Source organism: Mycobacterium sp. NGS11 (assembly GCF_059813315.1).
In genome coordinates, this window is record NZ_JCALEJ010000023.1 from 31,868 (window position 1) to 49,707 (window position 17,840).

Genomic DNA, 17,840 nt, shown 5'->3' on the forward strand with positions numbered 1-17,840 from the left:
GCCGGTCAGCCTCGCTGCGCAAGTGCGGCGATTCGGGTGGATTCCAGGTGCTCGAGCAGGTCGCGGGGGTCGTCGAAGACAGGGTCGGCGCCGGCCTCCTGCAGCTCCGCGCGGGCGATGCCGCCGCTGCGCAGCCCGATGCACGGCAAGCGCGCGCCGGCCGCGGCGTGCGCGTCCCAGACGGCGTCGCCGACGAACACGGCGTGCTCGGCATCGACGCCGGCGCGCTCCAGGGCCACCTGCACTATCCCGGGTTCGGGTTTGGCGGTGTCGACGTCCCGCGAGGACGTCGTCTCGGAGATGACGTCGTCGCAGTCGAGCACCTTGCGCAGAATTTCCAGTTCGTCTTCGGGCGCCGAGCTGGCCAGCACGACCTGTAAGCCCAGGCCGGCGACGCGGTGCAGCAGGTCGCGGGCGCCGGGCAACGGCTGCAGCAGCGGAGTGATTTCCCGGTAGTACTCGCTGTGCTTGTCGCTGAGCCGCTCCCGCACGTCGTCGGGGGCGTCATCGGAAAGCTTCCGGACCAGCCGGGATCCGTCCATGCCGATGCAACGATGAATTTGCCAGGACGGCACCACCATGCCTTCGTAGTCGAATGCGCGCTGCCAGGCATGAACGTGCAGATAGTTGGAATCCACCAGGGTGCCGTCGACGTCGAACAGGACGGCGGGTGTGCCCCCACGCGCCATCAGTGCGGGCTCCCTGCGTCGGTTTCGGGGCGGTTTTCCGCGTGCGATCGTGAAGTCATGTGTCCGGCATACCCATGCCTGCCATCGCTGACACGGCCGTGGCTTCGTTTGACCACCGGGCCGACGGGTACACCTCGATGGTGATCCGCGCATCACGGGGGTCCGGCTCGCCTAGCGGGCGGAGCCGACCACAGCCATGTGCGGGACGAAAACGGTTGGCACACAATGACTTCGACGAGGAATGACGTTGGATTACCGCAAGGACGCCCCAGTCGACCACGCCCGGACCACTCGTCAGCACGCCGGCGAGTCCCTCAAGAACGGCGCCAACGTCCCCGGCCTGGCCGGTTCGGCCCTCGCGGTGATAGCGCTGACCGTGGGCTTGTTCTCCGTGGCGGCCGGGCATTTGGCGACCGGCGCCATCGCCCTGATCGTGGCGGTCGCACTCGGTGCGCTGAGCGCAGCGTGGCTGGTGCGTGCCCACCGCAAGGTCCGCGACGCCGAACTCCGGTGGCACGCTGCGCATTCCGACGAGCCCGCGCCGCCGCCCAGCAGCTGAGCATCCGAATGTTTGCCGCGCGTGCGACGCACCGCGCGCGAGCTAACGATCATCGGCAGGCGCTGACGCGCTTCCCCGGGCAAGCACCGGGCGAGACGTCGCCGTCGGCCGTTTCTCGGTCGCCGCAACTTTTTCGGGCCGCATCGGTGTAGTCCGCCCGCGAACTGGGTACTGCCTGCGCCACGGGTGAGTACAGGAAAGTGCGTCAGCCCGTTTTCCTAGCAGGAAGGAACTCCGATGGCGACCACCACTGACTACGACGCACGCCGTGTATCCGACGCCGACACCCAGGACAAGCCCTCGCTTCGCGAACTGGCGCCGACCCTGCAGGGGTCCGTGACCGGCGTGGTCGACGAGGACCCCAACGATGTGCACTTCTTCGAACTGCCGGGCGCCGACCTGTCCGGGGAGGAGCTGTCGGTGACGGTGATTCCCCAACGCGCCGACGAGTTCACCTGCTCATGCTGCTTTTTGGTACAGCACCGTAGCCGGCTGCGCGCCTCCAGCTCCGGTCTACCGGTGTGCGCCGACTGCGCCTGACACCCGCTCCTTAGGCGGGCCGAGCCGCCCGATGCGGTGGCCCGACCCCGCGAACGTGCGCCGATTGCGCCGAATTGTCAGTGGTATCCGCTAGGTTCAGCGACCAATGGAGAAGGTACTCGGGTCGCTCCTCGTGCTGGGATTAGTGCTCCCTTGGTATTTCACGCAGAACGCCACCGGCAGTCTGCCGGCTGGTTGCTTGGCCGGGATCGGTGGGCTCGCCGCCTCGGTGGCCCTCCTGTGGTGGCTCTCGTTGCAACGGGACCGCTACGAGGTCGACGCGCACCGGCGACGCGATCTCAAATACGCGAAGTCGGGGCTGCGGGCAATCGACCGGATGTCCGGCATCGAGTTCGAGGAATTCGTTGCGGCACAACTTCGCATCGCGGGCTACAGCGTCGCACCCACGGCCAGCACCGGTGACTACGGCGTGGATCTGATCGCCAGAAAAGACGGCGTCCGGATGGCGGTCCAATGCAAAAGGCTGATGAAGGCCGTCGGTGTCGCCGCCGTCCAACAGGTCGTGGCCGGGGCGCTGCAGCACGGCTGCAACCGGACTGTCGTCGTCACCAACCAGACCTTCACGAAGGCGGCCCGCCGATTGGCAAGCACCCACCAGTGCCGGCTGGTGGGGCGCACGCAACTGCAAAGCTGGACGCGCATTCAGCCCATCGCCGTGCGGGGTTCGCGGCGGGCGCATGGGATCTCGCCGCCGCACGTCAAGACACAGCGGCTGGAACCGGAATGGGAAGCCTAGCGAGATAGGTTGGGTCACAGCATGTTCGGCCCGGTAAGGCGGCCACGCCGCGACGTCACCGCCGAGTAGCGTCCTCGATCACCCGGCACGCGACATCCCGCAGCGGGGTGTTCATGCTCTGCGAGAGTTTGATCAGGGTGTTGAAGGCGGTCTGATCGTCGAGGTCGTAGCGCTCGATGAGGATGCCCTTGGCCTGTCCGATCGTGTCGCGGGTGCTCAGCGCCTCCCGAAACTGTTGGGTCCGCACGACGTTGCTCCATGCCAGGGCGCCCAGCGTCGCGAACATGGCGGCGACCCGGCGAGAGTCTTCGGAGAAGGACTGCGGGCTTTCGGCGTAGAAGTTCAGCGCACCCATGCTCAACTCGTCGGCGAACATGGGCAGCGACAGCACGCTGCGAATCGGTGTTTGCGCGAGCGCGTCGGCCCGATACCTGGGCCAGCGGGCGTCGGCTTCGAGGTCGTCGATGACGACGACCTTGCGGGTCCATGCGGCGTGAAGGCAAGGCCCTTCGAGGTGGCGCTGCTGGAACTCGTCGAGCAACCGGGCGCACTCGTGCGTGACCGACGGGGTGCTGACCTCGTTCTGCCGGCTGGTGACGGTGATCCCCGCTTCCTGCGCTCCCGGCACCCAGCGCGCGGCGGCGCTGGTCAGGTCGTCCAGCACCCGGGGGAATGCCCCGGCGTCCGCCGAATAGATGGCGCGCAAGACGTCGGTGAGCAGGGTGAGATCGTCGAAATTGGTCACTGAGTGTCGCCCTCTTGCTTCGAGACCGGTGCAGGCATTACCCCGTGCCGTTTGCGCAGCCTGCGGCCTCGCGAGGCGATCACTTCGGATTTTGACGGCGACGGATGTCAATGCTGTTTGCTCAGCATTACGGTGAGATCCACTATATCGGCCGGTTTCGGGTGATTGCGCCCGACTCAGCGCTTTGATCAGTGCTCGATGTGCCGGGGCTCGACCTACGCGATGTGTTCGAGGCGCGACTCCCGCAAAAGCTGTTCTCCGCGGTGGAAACGGGTATCCGCTGCGTGAGGAAAAGGAGTCCGAGGTGACGAAAGATCATGGGTCGAGCGTCAAGAACGACAAACAATATGAGGGGCTGCGCAAGAAGGGTATGAGCAAGTCGCGTGCGGCGGCGATATCGAACTCGCCTGGCGCCTCCAGCAGGGGCGGCAAGAGTTCGGGCAGCAGCCAGAGCAGCCGTAGCAGCGGTAGCGGTAGCGGCGGCAACCAGTCCCAGAAGAAGGCCGCAGGGCGCAAAGGCGGCAAGAAGTCGAGCTAGACCTGATCGCGGAGAAGCACTGACCGTAGTACTGCTGGTCAGGCTTTCTGGGTCGGGGTGGCGGGATTTGAACCCACGGCCTCTTCGTCCCGAACGAAGCGCGCTACCAAGCTGCGCCACACCCCGCTTGAAGCTTCGACAGCCTATCGCACCGGGCGGTCGGCTGGCCAAATCGCGGTGCCCCGATCACTTCCAGGAGCACGATCGCTCGAACTCGACCAGGGCCTGGGCCGCGCTCGTCGGATCCAATCCCTGCTCCGCTACCCATTCGTCGCTGAAATAGGTGTCGCGGTAGCGGTCGCCGCTGTCGGCGAGCAGCGTCACCACCGAGCCGCCGCGGCCCTCGGCGACCATTTCGGCGATCAGGCCGAACGCCCCCCACATGTTGGTGCCCGTCGACGGCCCGACCCGGCGCCCCAGGACGGTGCTCACGTGCCGGGCGGCCGCGATCGAAGCCGCGTCCGGAACGGCCACCATGCGGTCGACCACGCCGGGCAGAAACGATGGCTCCACCCGCGGCCGGCCGATGCCCTCGATGCGCGACGAGGTGGGCATCACGATGTCGTAGCGGTCCTCGGCGTAGGCGGGAAAGAACGCGGAGTTCTCCGGGTCGACGACGCACAGCCGGGTGGCGTGGCGTCGGTAGCGGATGTAGCGGCCGATCGTGGCGCTGGTTCCGCCGGTGCCCGCTCCGACCACAATCCAGTCCGGGACGGGGTAACGCTCTTCGCGCATCTGGTCGAAGATCGACTCGGCGATGTTGTTGTTTCCCCGCCAGTCGGTGGCGCGCTCGGCGTTGGTGAACTGGTCCAGGTAGTGCCCGCCCGTTTCGCGCGCGACCCGCTCGGCCTCGGCGTAGACCTCGCCGGAGCTCTGCACGAAATGGCAACGGCCACCGTGGGCTTCGATCAGCGCCACTTTCGACGCGCTCGTCGCCGCGGGCATCACGGCGACGAACGGCAAGCCGAGCAGTGCCGCGAAATAGGCCTCTGAGACCGCCGTCGAGCCCGACGACGCCTCGACCACCGTGGTGCCCTCGTCGATCCAGCCGTTGCACAGCGCGTAGAGGAACAACGAGCGGGCCAACCGGTGCTTGAGACTGCCGGTGATGTGTGTCGTCTCGTCTTTCAGGTACAGCGCGACCTGGGCGCCGGGGCCGCCCGCGCTCCACGAGCAGGGCAGCGGATAGCGCAGCAGATGGGTGTCGGCGCTACGGCGCGCATCGGCCTGGATCAGCCGGATCGCGTCGTCTGTCCAGCAGCGCGACCGGTTGCGGCCCGCGATCCGGGTCTGGCCGGTCAACGCACCGATGCTGTTGGCTGCGAACGGCTCAGATCGCTGGCCGCGTCGCGGTCACCCATCGGGGCGGCGATCAACGTCAGCAACGTGGCCTCCGGTCGGCAGCAGAAGCGCACCGGCGCGAACGGCGAGGTGCCGATCCCGGCGGAAACGTGCAACCGCATGTTCGCGCCCCAGCGGGACGGCCCCTTCGCGCGGGAGCGGTCCAGACCGCAGTTTGTCACCAGTGCACCGTAGAGCGGCAGGCACACCTGACCGCCATGGGTGTGCCCGGCCATCACCAGCTGATAGCCGTCGGCGGCGAAGCGGTCCAGCACCCGCGGCTCCGGCGAATGGGTCAGTCCCAGCCGCAGATTCGCGGCCGGACTGGCCGGGCCGGCGACGGTTTCGTAGCGGTCGCGATCGATGTGCGGGTCGTCCACGCCCGCGGCGGCGATGTGCAGACCCGCCACTTCGAATTCGCGCCGGGTGTGGGTGAGGTCGAGCCAGCCCCGCTCGGTGAACGCCGCCCGCAGGTCCTGCCAGGGAAGCGGTTCGCCCCGAACGCGGTGCGACGGGTTGGTCACGTAGTTCAGCGGATTCTTCAGCCGCGGCCCGAAGTAGTCGTTGCTGCCGAACACGAAGACGCCCGGTCGCGATAGCAGGTCGCCCAGGGCCTGGATGACCGACGGCACCGCCCTGGGGTGGGCCAGGTTGTCACCCGTATTGACCACCAGATCCGGTTCCCAGCCGGCTAACTCGCGCAGCCACGCCTGCTTGCGGCGCTGGCCGGGCGTCATGTGGAGGTCGCTGATATGCAGCACCCGCAAGGGGGTGGAGCCCGGGGTCAGCACGGGCATGGTGATCTCGCGCAGGACGAACGCGTTGCGCTCGATGACCGCGGCATAGCCAAGGCCGGCGACGCTCGAACCGAGCGCGGCGGCGCCAGCACGTATCAGGACGGGCAAAACGTCAGCCATGCTGGCAAGCCTACTGCCGCTCGCCGACCGGCAACGTGACTCTTGGCGTCGCGACGCCTATGGGGGTGGCTGGCCGGGTGCCGGCGGCGGTGGCGCCAGCAGCGGAATGGTGATCGGCGGCAGCCCCGGAATCTCGACGACCTGCGAGCCGACCGGCGGCGGGGCGCCTTCCGGCGGTGGCGGCGGGGCAGGCGGTATGCCGTTGCTGACTTGGATGGTGATGATCGAGCCAGGGATCGTCGCCCCGCTCGGGGTTGTTCCGACCACCTCGCCCTGCTTCGCACTGCTGTTGACGAAGTTGTTCTGGTCGGCGACCTGGAATCCCGCCTCCTTGATGCGCTGGCGCGCGGCGTCGATATCCAGGCCGGCGACGCTGGGCACGCGCGAGCCGGGTGACCCGTCGACGTAACGAGGGTCGGTCGGCGGCAACTGCACTGGCCCGAAGTTGTTGGCGATCGGCTTCATCGCGGTGAACCACGTGCGCGCCGGTTCATTACCGCCGTACAGGTCGCCCTCGCCGCAGTGGCGCAGCGGGGCCGAGCACAGATCGGTGGGGTTGGGGGAGTCGTCGTAGATGTAGTTGGCCGCCGCGTAGTGGTTGGTGAACCCCACGAAGCCCGACGAGCGGTGCGCCTCGGTGGTCCCCGTCTTGCCGGACACCGGCAGGTCCCAGCCCGCCGCACCGGCCGACCCGGCCGCGGTTCCGCCGCCCAGGGCGTCCTTGCTCATCGCGTTGGCCAAGGTGTTCGCCAGGCCCTCGGGCACCACCTGGTCGCATGTCTCGGTGGTCACCGCGACCTCATTGCCCTTGCGGTCGACCAGCTTGTCGATCGGATTGGGCGGGCACCAGGTGCCGCCCGAGGCGAGCGTGGCCGCGACGTTGGACAGCTCCAGCGCGTTGACCTCGATCGGGCCCAGCGTGAACGACCCGATGTTCTGCCGTTTGACGAAGTCGGCCAGGCTCTCGTTGCTGTCCGGGTTGTAGTCGCGGGCGGTGCCCGGGTCGGCGTAGGACCGCAGCCCGAGTTTGATCGCCATGTCCACCGTGCGCGTCACGCCGACCTGTTGGATCAGCTTGGCGAACGCGGTGTTGGGCGAGGTGGCCAACGCGTCCGTCACGTTCATCGACCCGCGGTAGTTGCCGGCGTTGACCACGCACCAGTTGTCCTTCGGGCAGCCCTTGGCCCCACCGCTACCCATGCCCTTCGCCTGGAACCGGCCCGGCACCTCGAGGGTGGCGTTGATGCCCATCCCCATGTCTAAGGCCGCGGCGGTGGTGAAGATCTTGAAGACGGATCCCGCGCCGTCGCCGACCAGCGAGAAAGGCTGCGGGCGCATGGTTTGACCGGCGTCGACGTCGAGCCCGTAGGTGCGGTTGCTGGCCATGGCCATCACCTTGTGCGACGTCTTGCCCGGCTGAAGCACGCTCATCACGCTCGAAATCCCCGGCAGAGTCGGGCTGGCGAACTTGTCGATGGCCGCCTTGACCGGGATCTGCACGTCCGGGTCCAGCGTGGTCTTGATGGTGTAACCGCCCCGCGCCACCTGTTCCTTGCTGATCCCGGCCCGGGACAGGTACTCCTGGACGTAGTCGCAGAAGAACGCGCGATCGCCCGCCGCGATGCAGCCGCGGGGTAACTCGTTGGGCTGCGGAAGGATCCCGAGCGGCGTGGCCTTGGCGGCGCGCAGCGCGTCCTCCTCCTGCGGAATGTTCTCGATCATGGTGTCCAGCACCAGGTTTCGCCGCGCCAACGCTCCATCGGGATTGATGTACGGGTTGAGCGCGCTGGTCGACTGAACCATGCCGGCCAGCAGCGCGGCCTGCTGCCAGTTCAGGTCGGAGGCGTTGATGCCGAAGTAGGTCTGCGCCGCGTCCTGCACGCCGAACGAGCCGTTGCCGAACGAGACCAGGTTCAGATACCGGGTCAGGATCTCTGGCTTGGTGAACGTCTTGTCCAGCGTCAGCGCCATGCGGATCTCGCGCAGCTTGCGCGCCGGGGTCGTTTCGATGGCCGCGCGCTTCTCGGCGTCGGTCTTCGCCGTCACCAGCAACTGGTAGTTCTTGATGTACTGCTGCTCGATGGTCGAACCGCCGCGTGTGTCGACGTCGCCGCGCGCATAGCCCGCCAGCCCGGTCAGGGTGCCTTTCCAGTCCACGCCGTTGTGCTCGGCGAACCGCTTGTCCTCGATCGACACGATCGCCAGCTTCATCGTGTTGGCGATTTTGTCACTTGGCACCTCGAACCGGCGCTGGGAGTACAGCCAGGCGATGGTGTTGCCTTTGGCGTCGACCATCGTCGACACCGCCGGCACCTCACCCTCGAGAAGCTGAGCCGAGCCGTTGGCAACCACTTCCGAGGCCCGGTTGGACACGAGTCCGATGCCGCCGGCGAACGGGAACAGCAGCGCCGTGGCGACGACACTGGCCAGCAAGCACAGCCCCGCGAGCTTGAGGATGGTGAGTGCGGCCGGGGGGCGGTCAGACATGGCTACTACATTAGCGGCCCTCAGTCACGCCGCCACGCTGCGCGTTCGCCCATAAAATGTGTCCATCGGAGCGCCGGGCGCCGGTGGGTGCGAAATTTGCGGTCGCGTCACGCCGCGCGCACCTTACCGCCCACGACCACTTCCGCGCCCGCCATTTGGTACGAGACGGCACGCCCGTCCCAAAAAAAGCGTTATCGGACTGTTGCGCAATTGCCACCTGACCACCTAACTTAGACACACGGTGAGATTCAGGTAACACCGATGTACATGGTGTGGCGTAGATCGCTAAGTCGGGATCTGCACCCGAGGAGGGCGGCCGTGTCGGGCGGCCGAAAGGGAAAGGGAACAGTTCGTGTCACCAATACGGCCGGCGGCGCGTAGGACAAACATTGCAGCCGCACAAGGGGTACTTCGCAGTGTCGATGCCGAGGAACGGATCGCTTGGGTCTCAAAAGCGCTATGCCGGACCACCGATCCCGACGAACTGTTTGTCCGAGGAGCGGCCCAGCGTAAAGCTGCGGTGATCTGCCGGCACTGCCCGGTGATGCAGGAGTGCGGGGCGGACGCGCTGGACAACAAGGTCGAGTTCGGGGTGTGGGGCGGCATGACCGAGCGGCAACGTCGCGCCCTGCTCAAGCAGCACCCCGAGGTGGTGTCCTGGGCGGACTTCTTCGACAAGAGGCGCACCCGCAGCGTCGGCTGAGGCTTTCGTGGGGGCGGAAGGTTTTCAGCGGGCCGTCGCCCGGCCCGCATCGTCCACTACCGAAGTGATCTGATCGGCGAGCGCGCGCAGCGCCTCCAGGTCCGACACATCAAAGGGCAGGGACGGCACCCCGATGACCGGCACGTGCGGATTGGCCCCGGTGAATCGGGAAAGCAGTCTGATCTCCCGCTTGGCGGTCTGCGCACGGTCGGCGTGAATCTTCAACACCGCCGAGGCCAGCGACGCGGCTTCGGAGTCGCCTTCCTGCTCCAGCATTTCGCTGCCGTCGATCGCCCGCTCGGCCGGCAGGGAGCACAGCGGCGGATGGGTGCGGTTCAAGACCAGCCCGGCGAGCGGCATGCCTTCCTGCGAAAGCCGGTCGACGAAGAAGGCCGCCTCCCGCAGCGCGTCCGGTTCGGCCGCGGACACCACAACGAACTGCGTCCCACGCCTTTTCAGCAGCGCGTAGGTGCGATCGGCCTTCTCGCGGAAGCCGCCGAAGGTGGCGTCCAGCGACTGCACGAACGCCGCGGCATCGCCGAGCATCTGTGAACCCAGGATTGTCGACATCGCCTTCATCGCCAAACCCATTGCGCCGGTGACCAATCGCCCGATGCCCCGGCCCGGTGCGAGCAGCAGCCGCCATAGCCGGCTGTCCATGAAGCTGCCCAACCGTTTCGGCGCGTCCAGGAAGTCCAGCGCGTTGCGCGACGGCGGGGTATCGACGACCACCAGGTCCCAGCGATCCTCGGCCAGCAACTGGCCCAGCTTCTCCATCGCCATGTACTCCTGCGTGCCGGCGAGTGAGCTGGCGACGGTCTGATAGAACTGATTCTCCAGAATCGCTTGTGCGCGACCCGGTCCGGAGTACTGGATCACCATCTCGTCGAAGGTGCGACGCATGTCGAGCATCATCGCGTGCAGCTCGCCGGGAACCTCCGCCGCCAGCGGGACGCGTTGCGGCGTGTTACCGAGGTCGCTGACCCCGAGCGCCTGCGCCAGTCGCTTGGCCGGATCGATCGTCAAAACGCAGACGTTGCGGCCGTATTCGGCGGCACGCAGCGCGATCGCGGCGGCGGTGGTGGTCTTGCCCACCCCGCCGGCGCCGCAGCACACCACCACGCGGTTGGTCGTGTCGGCCAGAATGGCCGCCATGTCAAGCTGTTTAGGTGTGGTGCTCATCGAACTCCCTGCTGTGCAAGCGATTCCGACAGCTCATAAAGGCTACCGAGGTCGACCCCGTCGGAGATTGCCGGTAGTTCCAACCGCGCCACCTTCAACGCGTCGAGCTGCTGGGCGATTTCGGCGCGGGTGGCGACGACCGTGGCGTGCTCGATGGTCTCCGTCAGCAGGCCGGCAAAGTCGTTGTCGCTCAGGCTGATTCCGGATTTCTCCAATCCCGAACGCACCGAGTCCGCGTCGACGTCGCCCTCGGCGGCCTTCGCCAGATCGGCCGGCTGCAGGTAGGAGGGAATGTTGCGGTTCACGATCACGCTGCCGATCGGCAGCTGCATCTCGGCGAGCTCCTCGATGGCTTCCAGCGTCTCCTGGACCGGCAGCGCCTCCAGCAGGGTGACTAAGTGAATGGCCGTCTGTTCGGAGTGCAGTAGCTTCACCACGCCGTCGGCCTGCGAATGCACCGGGCCGCCCTTGGCCAGATCGGACACGGCCTTCGTGACATCCAGGAATCGCGCGATCCGTCCGGTCGGCGGGGCGTCGACGACGATCGCGTCGTAAACCGGCAGCCGGTTCTTGTCGACGCGTATCACCGTCTCTTTGATCTTGCCGGTCAGCAGCACGTCACGCAGGCCAGGCGCGATCGTCGTCGCGAACTCGATCGCACCGATCCGGCGCATCGCGCGGCCCGCAATGCCCAGGTTGTAGAACATGTCGAGGTATTCCAGGAAGGCGGCCTCGATGTCGATCGCCAGGGCGTTGACCTGACCGCCGCGCTCGGCGGTCGCGATCTTCACCTCCTGATAGGGCAGGGGTGGCACATCGAAGAGTTGTGCAATCCCTTGGCGGCCCTCGACTTCCACGAGCAGGACCTTGCGTCCTCCCGCGGCCAGGGTCAGTGCCAGCGCGGCCGCGATGGTCGACTTACCCGTTCCGCCTTTGCCGGTCACGAAATGTAAACGGGCCTTCGTCAAGCGCGATGGCCAGCCGACGGCAGCTCCGCCGCTCGATGTGGTTGCCACCTTCGCATGCTAGCCCGACCCGATAAGCTCGCGGCATGAGCCAACCGACCGCATGGGAGTACGTCACCGTTCCGCTGCTGACGCATGCCACCAAACAGATCCTGGACCAGTGGGGCGCCGACGGCTGGGAGCTGGTGTCGGTGCTGCAAGGGCCGACCGGCGAGCAGCACGTCGCGTATCTGAAGCGGCCCAAGTAAAAGGGTCGGGTCCGATGACTGCTTCGGCCCGGCTCGGCCAGCTCGGCCTCGCGCTCCCGGAGGTGGTTGCGCCGCTGGCCTCCTATGTACCGGCGGTGCGCACCGGCAATCTGATCTACACCGCGGGCCAACTCCCCATGCGGGAGGGAAAGCTGTCGGCCACCGGCAAGGTCGGCGCCGACGTCAGCCCCGAAGATGCCAAGGCGATGGCCCGGATCTGTGTGCTCAACGCGCTGGCGGCCGTCGACTCGCTGGTGGGGATCGACGAGGTGACCCGGGTGGTGAAGGTCGTCGGGTTCGTCGCCTCGGCGCCGGGATTCAACGGCCAGCCGAGCGTCATCAACGGCGCCTCCGAGCTGCTCGCCGACGTGTTCGGCGAACAGGGGGCGCACGCGCGCTCGGCGGTCGGCGTCTCCGAGCTGCCACTGGATGCGCCGGTGGAAGTGGAGCTGATCGTGGAGGTCGGCTGACGTCCGTGACCCAGGCCGCCGCGTCGTTGACCCATCCCGCATACGCCAAGCTGCGGGCGGTCACCGAGACCGCGTCGGTCCTGTTGGCCGAGAATCCCGGGCTGCTGACGCTCGAGGGCACCAACACCTGGGTGCTGCGCGGCCCGCGCAGCAACGAGCTGGTGATCGTGGACCCCGGACCCGACGACGACGGCCACATCGCGCGGGTCGCGGCGCTCGGCCGTATCGCGTTGGTCCTGATCAGCCACCGCCACAGCGATCACACCGACGGCATCGACAAGCTCGTCGAGCTGACGGGCGCGACGGTGCGCTCGGCGGGTAGCGGTTTTCTGCGCGGCCTCGGCGGGGAGCTGACCGACGGCGAGGTGATCGATGCCGCCGGCCTCAAGATCAAGGTGCTGGCGACCCCCGGCCACACCGCGGATTCGCTGTCCTTTTTGCTCGACGATGCCGTGTTGACCGCCGACACCGTCCTGGGCCGCGGCACGGCCGTCCTCGACAAGGAGGACGGCAGCCTGACGGACTACCTGGAATCGCTGCGGCGGTTGCGCGGCCTGGGCCGACGCACGGTGCTACCCGGACACGGCCCGGATCTGGCCGATCTGGAAAGCGTCGCGCAGGGCTATCTCGCGCACCGGCGGGAGCGACTGGATCAGGTCCGTTCGGCGTTGCGCGAGCTGGGGGAGGACGCCAGCGCCCGCCGGATCGTCGAACACGTCTATGTCGATGTCGACGAGAAACTGTGGGAGGCCGCCGAGTGGTCGGTACAGGTGCAGCTGAATCACCTGCGCTCGGAGCCGTCGGCATAAACCCGGCAGGCGCTCACGGCGTTGGGCGTGTCGTGAGGGCGGGACATTCGCGGAATTCCCGCCCTATGAGCACACTCGAGGGCCTGGCTGCACACTCGAGAGCCGGCGCGGGCTTCGCCCGCGCTTACCTCGCTCGGCGCGCCAGGCGCTCGGAGTCAGAGATCAGCACGCTCTTGCCCTCTAGGCGGATCCAGCCGCGGTGGGCGAAATCGGCCAGCGCCTTGTTCACGGTCTCCCGCGAGGCCCCGACCAGCTGCGCGATCTCTTCCTGCGTCAGGTCGTGGGTGACCCGCATGGCGCCGCCCTCTTGAGTGCCGAACCGCTGCGCGAGCTGCAGCAGCTGCTTGGCCACCCGGCCGGGCACGTCGGTGAAGATCAAATCGGCCAGGTTGTTGTTGGTGCGGCGCAGGCGTCGGGCCAACACCCGTAACAACTGCTCGGCGATCTCGGGACGATCGGCGATCCACGCCCGCAGCGCGTCGCGGTCCATCGACACCGCGCGCACCTCGGTGATGGTGGTGGCGCTGGACGTCCGCGGACCGGGGTCGAAGATCGACAATTCGCCGAACATGTCCGAAGGGCCCATGATCGTGAGCAGGTTCTCGCGCCCATCGGGTGAACGGCGACCGATCTTCACCTTCCCCGCGACGATGATGTACAGCCGGTCGCCGGGTTCCCCCTCAGCGAAGACCGTGTGTCCACGGGGGAAGTCGACGGGTTGCAGCTGCTTGGTCAGCGCTGTGACTGCGCCGGGTTCAACCCCTTGGAAGATTCCTGCCCTTGCCAGGATCTCGTCCACGTTGCCTCTTCAACTTTCCCAGAAAATTAGTGTGCTACGGGCAGGCTAACCCCTTGCTCGCGTGACGAGTCTAGAGGAACGCCGTTGTGTCTAACGTGCCAACGCTACACAGGATTGGCGTGTCGAGGTGCCCTAAACTGCGGATTGACGTGCGAATGGCCGTGTATCCGGGTCGGGAGCGTCATTTCATCGCGGTCGACGAAGCGCACGGCGAACGACGGCGCGGCGTGGCGCGGGCCGCCGCCGCGCCCGTTCGCCGGGCCCTCAGGCAGCTGCGCGAGCTCGCGCCGGTGCAGGTATTCCAGCGCCTCGGGCATGCCTTCGGCGGCGAGTGTGTGCATATCCACAGCGTCGGCACGCTCGAGGAGCTCGCCGGCGTCGGCCACCGGCCAAGCGGCAGGGGTGAGCTCGGACTCGAGCTTCCCGAGACCCAGCGCCGCCAGCATCAGCAGCGCCGGAACGCCGGCCACCAGCAACCACGACACATCGAAGAGTAAACATCGCCTTGAATCAACACGGGGTCTCGGCGAGATCACGAAATCAGTACTCTGTCGTAGGTGACAGCGGCAAAGTCGTCCGGGCGTTCGAAATCGACTCCGGCCCAACCCGGTGGCGCCGATTCGCGACGTCGGTCGCAGGAATCTCGAGTCGGCTTGGTGCGACGGGCGAGGCGGATGAATCGTGCTCTGGCACAAGCGTTTCCGGACGCCCACTGCGAACTGGATTTCACGACGCCGCTGGAATTGACGGTCGCCACAATCCTTTCGGCGCAGAGCACCGACAAGCGGGTCAATTTGACGACGCCGGCGTTGTTCAAGCGGTATCCGTCGGCGCTGGACTATGCGCAAGCGGACCGCGTCGAGCTGGAAACCCTGATCCGTCCGACCGGCTTCTTTCGCAACAAGGCGTCCTCGCTGATCGGTTTGGGGCAGGCCCTGGTTGAACGGTTCGACGGAGAGGTGCCGTCGACCATGGCCGAACTGGTCACCCTGCCCGGCGTCGGGCGCAAGACGGCCAACGTCATCCTGGGAAACGCCTTCGGGATTCCCGGCATCACCGTGGACACCCATTTCGCGCGGCTGGTGCACCGGTGGCGCTGGACCGCGGACACGGATCCGGTCAAGATCGAGCACTCCGTCGGTGAGCTCATCGAACGCAACGACTGGACCATGCTGAGCCATCGGGTGATCTTCCACGGCCGCCGGGTCTGCCACGCGCGCAAACCGGCGTGCGGCGTCTGCCTGATCGCCAAAGACTGCCCGTCTTTCGGCCTCGGCCCCACCGAGCCGGCGCTGGCCGCGCCCTTGGTGAAGGGCCCGGAAACCGAGCACCTGCTCGCCCTGGCCGGGCTGTAGGCCGGCCCGCGAACGACGCGCACTGGGACCGCAATGCCGACGCTGACCCGGAAGGCTCGCTGGCACATCGCGATCCTGGCGGTGGTGGCGGCGCTGATCGCGGCGCTGGTTGCCCAGCTGCGCGACGACTCCGCCTCGCCCTCGATGCCGGCGAATGATCAGAAGGTGGCCGACCGGGAACACCGCGACGCCGATACGCCCGCCGCGTTGTCGGGCCCGCGGCGCCGCGCCGACCTGCCGCCGTGCCCCGCCGCCGGAGCCGGCGACGGCCCCGAGGCGCTGCGCGGGGTGACGGTCGATTGCGCCGCCGACGGATCGGTGGTCGACGTCGCGCGCGCGCTGGCCGGGCGCCGGGTGGTCCTCAACCTGTGGGCGTATTGGTGCGCGCCGTGCGCTGCCGAACTGCCCGCGATGGCCGAGTATCAACGTCGGGCCGGTTCCGACGTGATGGTGGTGACGGTGCATCAAGACGAGAACGAGACGGCGGCGCTGCTGCGGCTGGCCGAGCTCGGGGTGCGCCTGCCGACGCTGCAGGACGGTCGCCGCCGGGTCGCGGCCGCGCTGCGGGTGGTAAATGTGATGCCCGCGACGGTGGTCCTGCGGCCGGACGGTAGCGTTGCCCAAACGCTGCCACGAGCTTTCAACACTGCCGATGAGATCGCCGCCGCGATCGGCGACGACAGGGGATAAGCGGACAAATTGAACCCGACTGGAGGGGCCGTGAGTGCTGGGGGTTCGCCCCTGCGGAATGGGGACCCCGCTCCCGCGCGCGGGACCGTTCCGCTGAGGCCTGACGCCTGCCCGTCGTGGCTGCGTCCGCTGGTCGACAACCTGGACGACGTCCCCGATGCGGCCCGGCGCCGCCTGCCGGCCGACGTGCTGGCGATGATCACCAGCAAGGCCGTATCGGCGGTGGCGAACCTGCGCGGCGCCAGCCGCGAGGCCGCCGTCCTGGTGTTGTTCTCCGGTCCGGAATCCGGCTCGCGCGACGGGGGTTTCCCCGCCGAGGCCGACCTGCTGGTCACCGTGCGGGCGTCGACTCTGCGCCACCACGCCGGCCAGGCCGCATTCCCCGGCGGTGCCTCCGATCCCACCGACCACGGTCCGGTGGACACCGCGTTACGCGAGGCCCGCGAGGAAACCGGCATCGACGTCAGCAGGCTGTCCCCCCTGGCCACGATGGAAAAGATGTTCATCGCGCCGTCGCAGTTTCACGTGGTCCCGGTGCTGGCCTACTCGCCGGATCCCGGCCCCGTCGGCGTCGTCAACGACGCCGAAACGGCGATCGTGGCGCGAGTTCCGTTGCGCGCCTTCATCAATCCGGACAACCGGCTGATGGTGTACCGCGGCGATCTCGGCCGCCGGTGGGCCGGGCCGGCGTTTCTGCTCAACGAGATGCTGGTCTGGGGATTCACCGGCCAGGTGATTTCCGCGCTGCTGGACGTCGCCGGTTGGGCTCAACCGTGGGACACCACCGACGAGCGGGAGTTGGACGCGGCGATGGCGCTGGTCGGCGAAGGCGGTGGGTCTCGATGAATTCCATGACTCCGTCGCAGTGGCTGGATGTCGCCGTCCTCGCGGTCGCTTTCATCGCGGCGATCTCCGGCTGGCGGTCCGGCGCGCTGGGGTCGTTGCTGTCGTTCGTCGGGGTCCTACTCGGCGCAATCGCGGGCGTGCTGCTGGCGCCTCACCTCGTCAGCCACATCGCCGCGCCGCGCGCGAAATTATTTGCCGCACTGTTCCTGATCCTCGCGCTCGTGGTCATCGGCGAGGTCGCCGGTGTGGTGCTCGGACGGGCCGTGCGCGGGGCGATCCGCAGCCGCTCCATCCGGACGGTCGACTCGGTCATCGGGGTGGCGGTCCAGCTCGTCGTGGTGCTGACCGCGGCGTGGTTGTTGGCGACGCCGCTGACCCAGTCCAAGGACCAGCCGGAACTGGCCGCCGCGGTTCGCGGTTCGCGAGTGCTGGCTCGGGTCAACGACGTCGCGCCGCCCTGGCTCAAGACGGTGCCCAAGCGGCTGTCCGCGCTGCTGAATACCTCCGGTCTGCCCGCGGTGCTGGAGCCGTTCAGCCGCACCCCGGTCATCCCGGTCGCATCTCCCGATCCCGAGCTGGCCGGCAACCCGGTGGTGCAGGCCACCGCGCCCAGCGTGGTCAAGGTCCGCAGCCTGGCCCCCAGTTGCCAGAAAGTGTTGGAGGGCAGCGGATTTGTGATCGCACCCGACCGGGTGATGACCAATGCGCACGTGGTGGCCGGCTCGAACAGTGTTCAGATCTATGCCAGCGGCAATCCCCTCGACGCCACCGTGGTGTCCTACGATCCGGCGGTCGACGTCGCGATCCTGGCTGTCCCCAACCTGCCGCCGCCCCCACTCGCCTTCGCCCAAGGCGACGCGAAAACCGGTGCCAGCGTTGTGGTTCTGGGTTATCCCGGTGGCGGGAACTTCACCGCGACCCCGGCCAGGATCCGCGAGCTGATCAAGTTGAGCGGACCCGACATCTACCGGGATCCCGCACCGGTCACCCGTGACGTCTACACGATCAGAGCCAGTGTGGAGCAAGGCAATTCGGGCGGCCCACTGATCGATCTGGACGGTCACGTGCTCGGCGTGGTGTTCGGCGCGGCGGTCGACGACCCCGACACCGGCTTCGTGTTGACCGCCGACGAGGTGGCGGGTCAGCTGTCCAGGATCGGTGACACCCAGCTGGTGGGAACCGGGTCCTGCGTCGGCTGAG

21 protein-coding genes and 1 tRNA gene are annotated in these 17,840 nt (G+C 67.6%); 12 read left to right on the forward strand and 10 right to left on the reverse strand.

Annotated elements, in window-relative coordinates:
• Positions 1 to 5: 5 nt before the first annotated feature.
• On the reverse strand, positions 6 to 689 hold the full coding sequence (locus tag AC5Y4T_RS20760; protein ID WP_499917118.1) for an HAD family hydrolase: 684 nt from the start codon (positions 687 to 689) through the stop codon (positions 6 to 8).
• Positions 690 to 930: 241 nt separating this feature from the next.
• Here AC5Y4T_RS20760 and AC5Y4T_RS20765 point away from each other — a divergent pair, with 241 nt between their 5' ends.
• The 3 genes from AC5Y4T_RS20765 (at position 931) to AC5Y4T_RS20775 (ending at position 2,545) form a co-directional block, all read left to right on the forward strand.
• The gene (locus AC5Y4T_RS20765) at positions 931 to 1,248 is read left to right on the forward strand and encodes a hypothetical protein (RefSeq protein ID WP_499917117.1); all 318 of its coding nucleotides are present in this window, start codon (positions 931 to 933) and stop codon (positions 1,246 to 1,248) included.
• 237 nt (positions 1,249 to 1,485) lie between these two features.
• Positions 1,486 to 1,788: a DUF4193 domain-containing protein gene (locus AC5Y4T_RS20770; RefSeq protein ID WP_499917116.1), complete on the forward strand. Its 303-nt coding sequence runs from the start codon at positions 1,486 to 1,488 to the stop codon at positions 1,786 to 1,788.
• Between the two features lie 106 nt (positions 1,789 to 1,894).
• A complete protein-coding gene (locus tag AC5Y4T_RS20775) occupies positions 1,895 to 2,545 on the forward strand; it encodes a restriction endonuclease (RefSeq protein ID WP_499917115.1) in 651 nt (216 codons plus the stop codon).
• Positions 2,546 to 2,600: 55 nt separating this feature from the next.
• On the opposite strand, the gene AC5Y4T_RS20780 is transcribed toward AC5Y4T_RS20775, so the two are convergent.
• Entirely contained in the window at positions 2,601 to 3,290 is a 690-nt protein-coding gene (locus AC5Y4T_RS20780; RefSeq protein ID WP_499917114.1) for a GAF and ANTAR domain-containing protein, read from the reverse strand.
• 304 nt (positions 3,291 to 3,594) lie between these two features.
• Here AC5Y4T_RS20780 and AC5Y4T_RS20785 point away from each other — a divergent pair, with 304 nt between their 5' ends.
• Positions 3,595 to 3,828: a DUF7218 family protein gene (locus tag AC5Y4T_RS20785; RefSeq protein WP_075234960.1), complete on the forward strand. Its 234-nt coding sequence runs from the start codon at positions 3,595 to 3,597 to the stop codon at positions 3,826 to 3,828.
• 52 nt (positions 3,829 to 3,880) lie between these two features.
• On the opposite strand, the gene AC5Y4T_RS20790 is transcribed toward AC5Y4T_RS20785, so the two are convergent.
• The 4 genes from AC5Y4T_RS20790 to ponA2 form a co-directional block, all read right to left on the reverse strand.
• Positions 3,881 to 3,954 (reverse strand) — tRNA-Pro (locus AC5Y4T_RS20790).
• A 60-nt stretch (positions 3,955 to 4,014) separates the two neighbouring features.
• Entirely contained in the window at positions 4,015 to 5,130 is a 1,116-nt protein-coding gene (gene cds1 / locus AC5Y4T_RS20795) for an L-cysteine desulfhydrase Cds1 (protein ID WP_499917113.1), read from the reverse strand.
• Positions 5,127 to 6,086, reverse strand: a complete 960-nt coding sequence (locus AC5Y4T_RS20800) for a metallophosphoesterase (protein WP_499917112.1) — start codon at positions 6,084 to 6,086, stop codon at positions 5,127 to 5,129. The genes cds1 and AC5Y4T_RS20800 overlap by 4 nt, the downstream gene beginning before the upstream one ends.
• A 57-nt stretch (positions 6,087 to 6,143) precedes the next feature.
• Positions 6,144 to 8,573 (reverse strand): transglycosylase/D,D-transpeptidase PonA2, encoded by a 2,430-nt coding sequence (gene ponA2, locus AC5Y4T_RS20805; protein WP_499955142.1) that lies wholly within the window; start codon positions 8,571 to 8,573, stop codon positions 6,144 to 6,146.
• A gap of 352 nt (positions 8,574 to 8,925) precedes the next feature.
• Here ponA2 and AC5Y4T_RS20810 point away from each other — a divergent pair, with 352 nt between their 5' ends.
• Complete coding sequence (locus tag AC5Y4T_RS20810) at positions 8,926 to 9,276, forward strand: WhiB family transcriptional regulator (protein ID WP_007772220.1); 351 nt, start codon at positions 8,926 to 8,928, stop codon at positions 9,274 to 9,276.
• Positions 9,277 to 9,300: 24 nt separating this feature from the next.
• On the opposite strand, the gene bagB is transcribed toward AC5Y4T_RS20810, so the two are convergent.
• On the reverse strand, positions 9,301 to 10,458 hold the full coding sequence (bagB, locus tag AC5Y4T_RS20815; protein WP_499917110.1) for an ATPase BagB: 1,158 nt from the start codon (positions 10,456 to 10,458) through the stop codon (positions 9,301 to 9,303).
• Positions 10,455 to 11,474 (reverse strand): ATPase BagA, encoded by a 1,020-nt coding sequence (gene bagA, locus AC5Y4T_RS20820; RefSeq protein WP_499955144.1) that lies wholly within the window; start codon positions 11,472 to 11,474, stop codon positions 10,455 to 10,457. The genes bagB and bagA overlap by 4 nt, the downstream gene beginning before the upstream one ends.
• Before the next feature lie 35 nt (positions 11,475 to 11,509).
• Between bagA and sp36 the strand changes: the two genes are divergently transcribed.
• Genes sp36 through AC5Y4T_RS20835 form a run of 3 tightly spaced genes read left to right on the forward strand, consistent with a single transcriptional unit; the run spans position 11,510 to position 12,950 of the window.
• Positions 11,510 to 11,671, forward strand: coding sequence for a Sp36 family protein (gene sp36, locus AC5Y4T_RS20825; RefSeq protein ID WP_007772224.1), 162 nt, complete (start codon positions 11,510 to 11,512; stop codon positions 11,669 to 11,671).
• 14 nt (positions 11,672 to 11,685) lie between these two features.
• Positions 11,686 to 12,141 carry a RidA family protein gene (locus AC5Y4T_RS20830; protein ID WP_499955146.1) on the forward strand — a complete coding sequence of 152 codons (456 nt, stop codon included), beginning with the start codon at positions 11,686 to 11,688 and terminating at the stop codon, positions 12,139 to 12,141.
• A 5-nt stretch (positions 12,142 to 12,146) separates the two neighbouring features.
• Positions 12,147 to 12,950: an MBL fold metallo-hydrolase gene (locus tag AC5Y4T_RS20835; protein WP_499955148.1), complete on the forward strand. Its 804-nt coding sequence runs from the start codon at positions 12,147 to 12,149 to the stop codon at positions 12,948 to 12,950.
• 124 nt (positions 12,951 to 13,074) lie between these two features.
• On the opposite strand, the gene crp is transcribed toward AC5Y4T_RS20835, so the two are convergent.
• Positions 13,075 to 13,749 (reverse strand): cAMP-activated global transcriptional regulator CRP, encoded by a 675-nt coding sequence (gene crp, locus AC5Y4T_RS20840; RefSeq protein ID WP_007772229.1) that lies wholly within the window; start codon positions 13,747 to 13,749, stop codon positions 13,075 to 13,077.
• Between the two features lie 104 nt (positions 13,750 to 13,853).
• Positions 13,854 to 14,234 (reverse strand): hypothetical protein, encoded by a 381-nt coding sequence (locus tag AC5Y4T_RS20845; protein WP_499955150.1) that lies wholly within the window; start codon positions 14,232 to 14,234, stop codon positions 13,854 to 13,856.
• A gap of 189 nt (positions 14,235 to 14,423) precedes the next feature.
• Between AC5Y4T_RS20845 and nth the strand changes: the two genes are divergently transcribed.
• From nth to marP, 4 genes are read left to right on the forward strand one after another with little or no spacing between them, the layout of a single operon-like run.
• Entirely contained in the window at positions 14,424 to 15,104 is a 681-nt protein-coding gene (gene nth, locus AC5Y4T_RS20850; RefSeq protein WP_499917105.1) for an endonuclease III, read from the forward strand.
• Between the two features lie 33 nt (positions 15,105 to 15,137).
• Positions 15,138 to 15,794 carry a TlpA family protein disulfide reductase gene (locus AC5Y4T_RS20855; RefSeq protein WP_499917104.1) on the forward strand — a complete coding sequence of 219 codons (657 nt, stop codon included), beginning with the start codon at positions 15,138 to 15,140 and terminating at the stop codon, positions 15,792 to 15,794.
• A 30-nt stretch (positions 15,795 to 15,824) separates the two neighbouring features.
• Entirely contained in the window at positions 15,825 to 16,640 is an 816-nt protein-coding gene (locus AC5Y4T_RS20860; protein ID WP_499917103.1) for an NUDIX hydrolase, read from the forward strand.
• A gap of 5 nt (positions 16,641 to 16,645) precedes the next feature.
• Positions 16,646 to 17,839 (forward strand): acid resistance serine protease MarP, encoded by a 1,194-nt coding sequence (gene marP / locus AC5Y4T_RS20865; protein WP_499917638.1) that lies wholly within the window; start codon positions 16,646 to 16,648, stop codon positions 17,837 to 17,839.
• The last annotated feature ends 1 nt before the right edge of the window (position 17,840 follow it).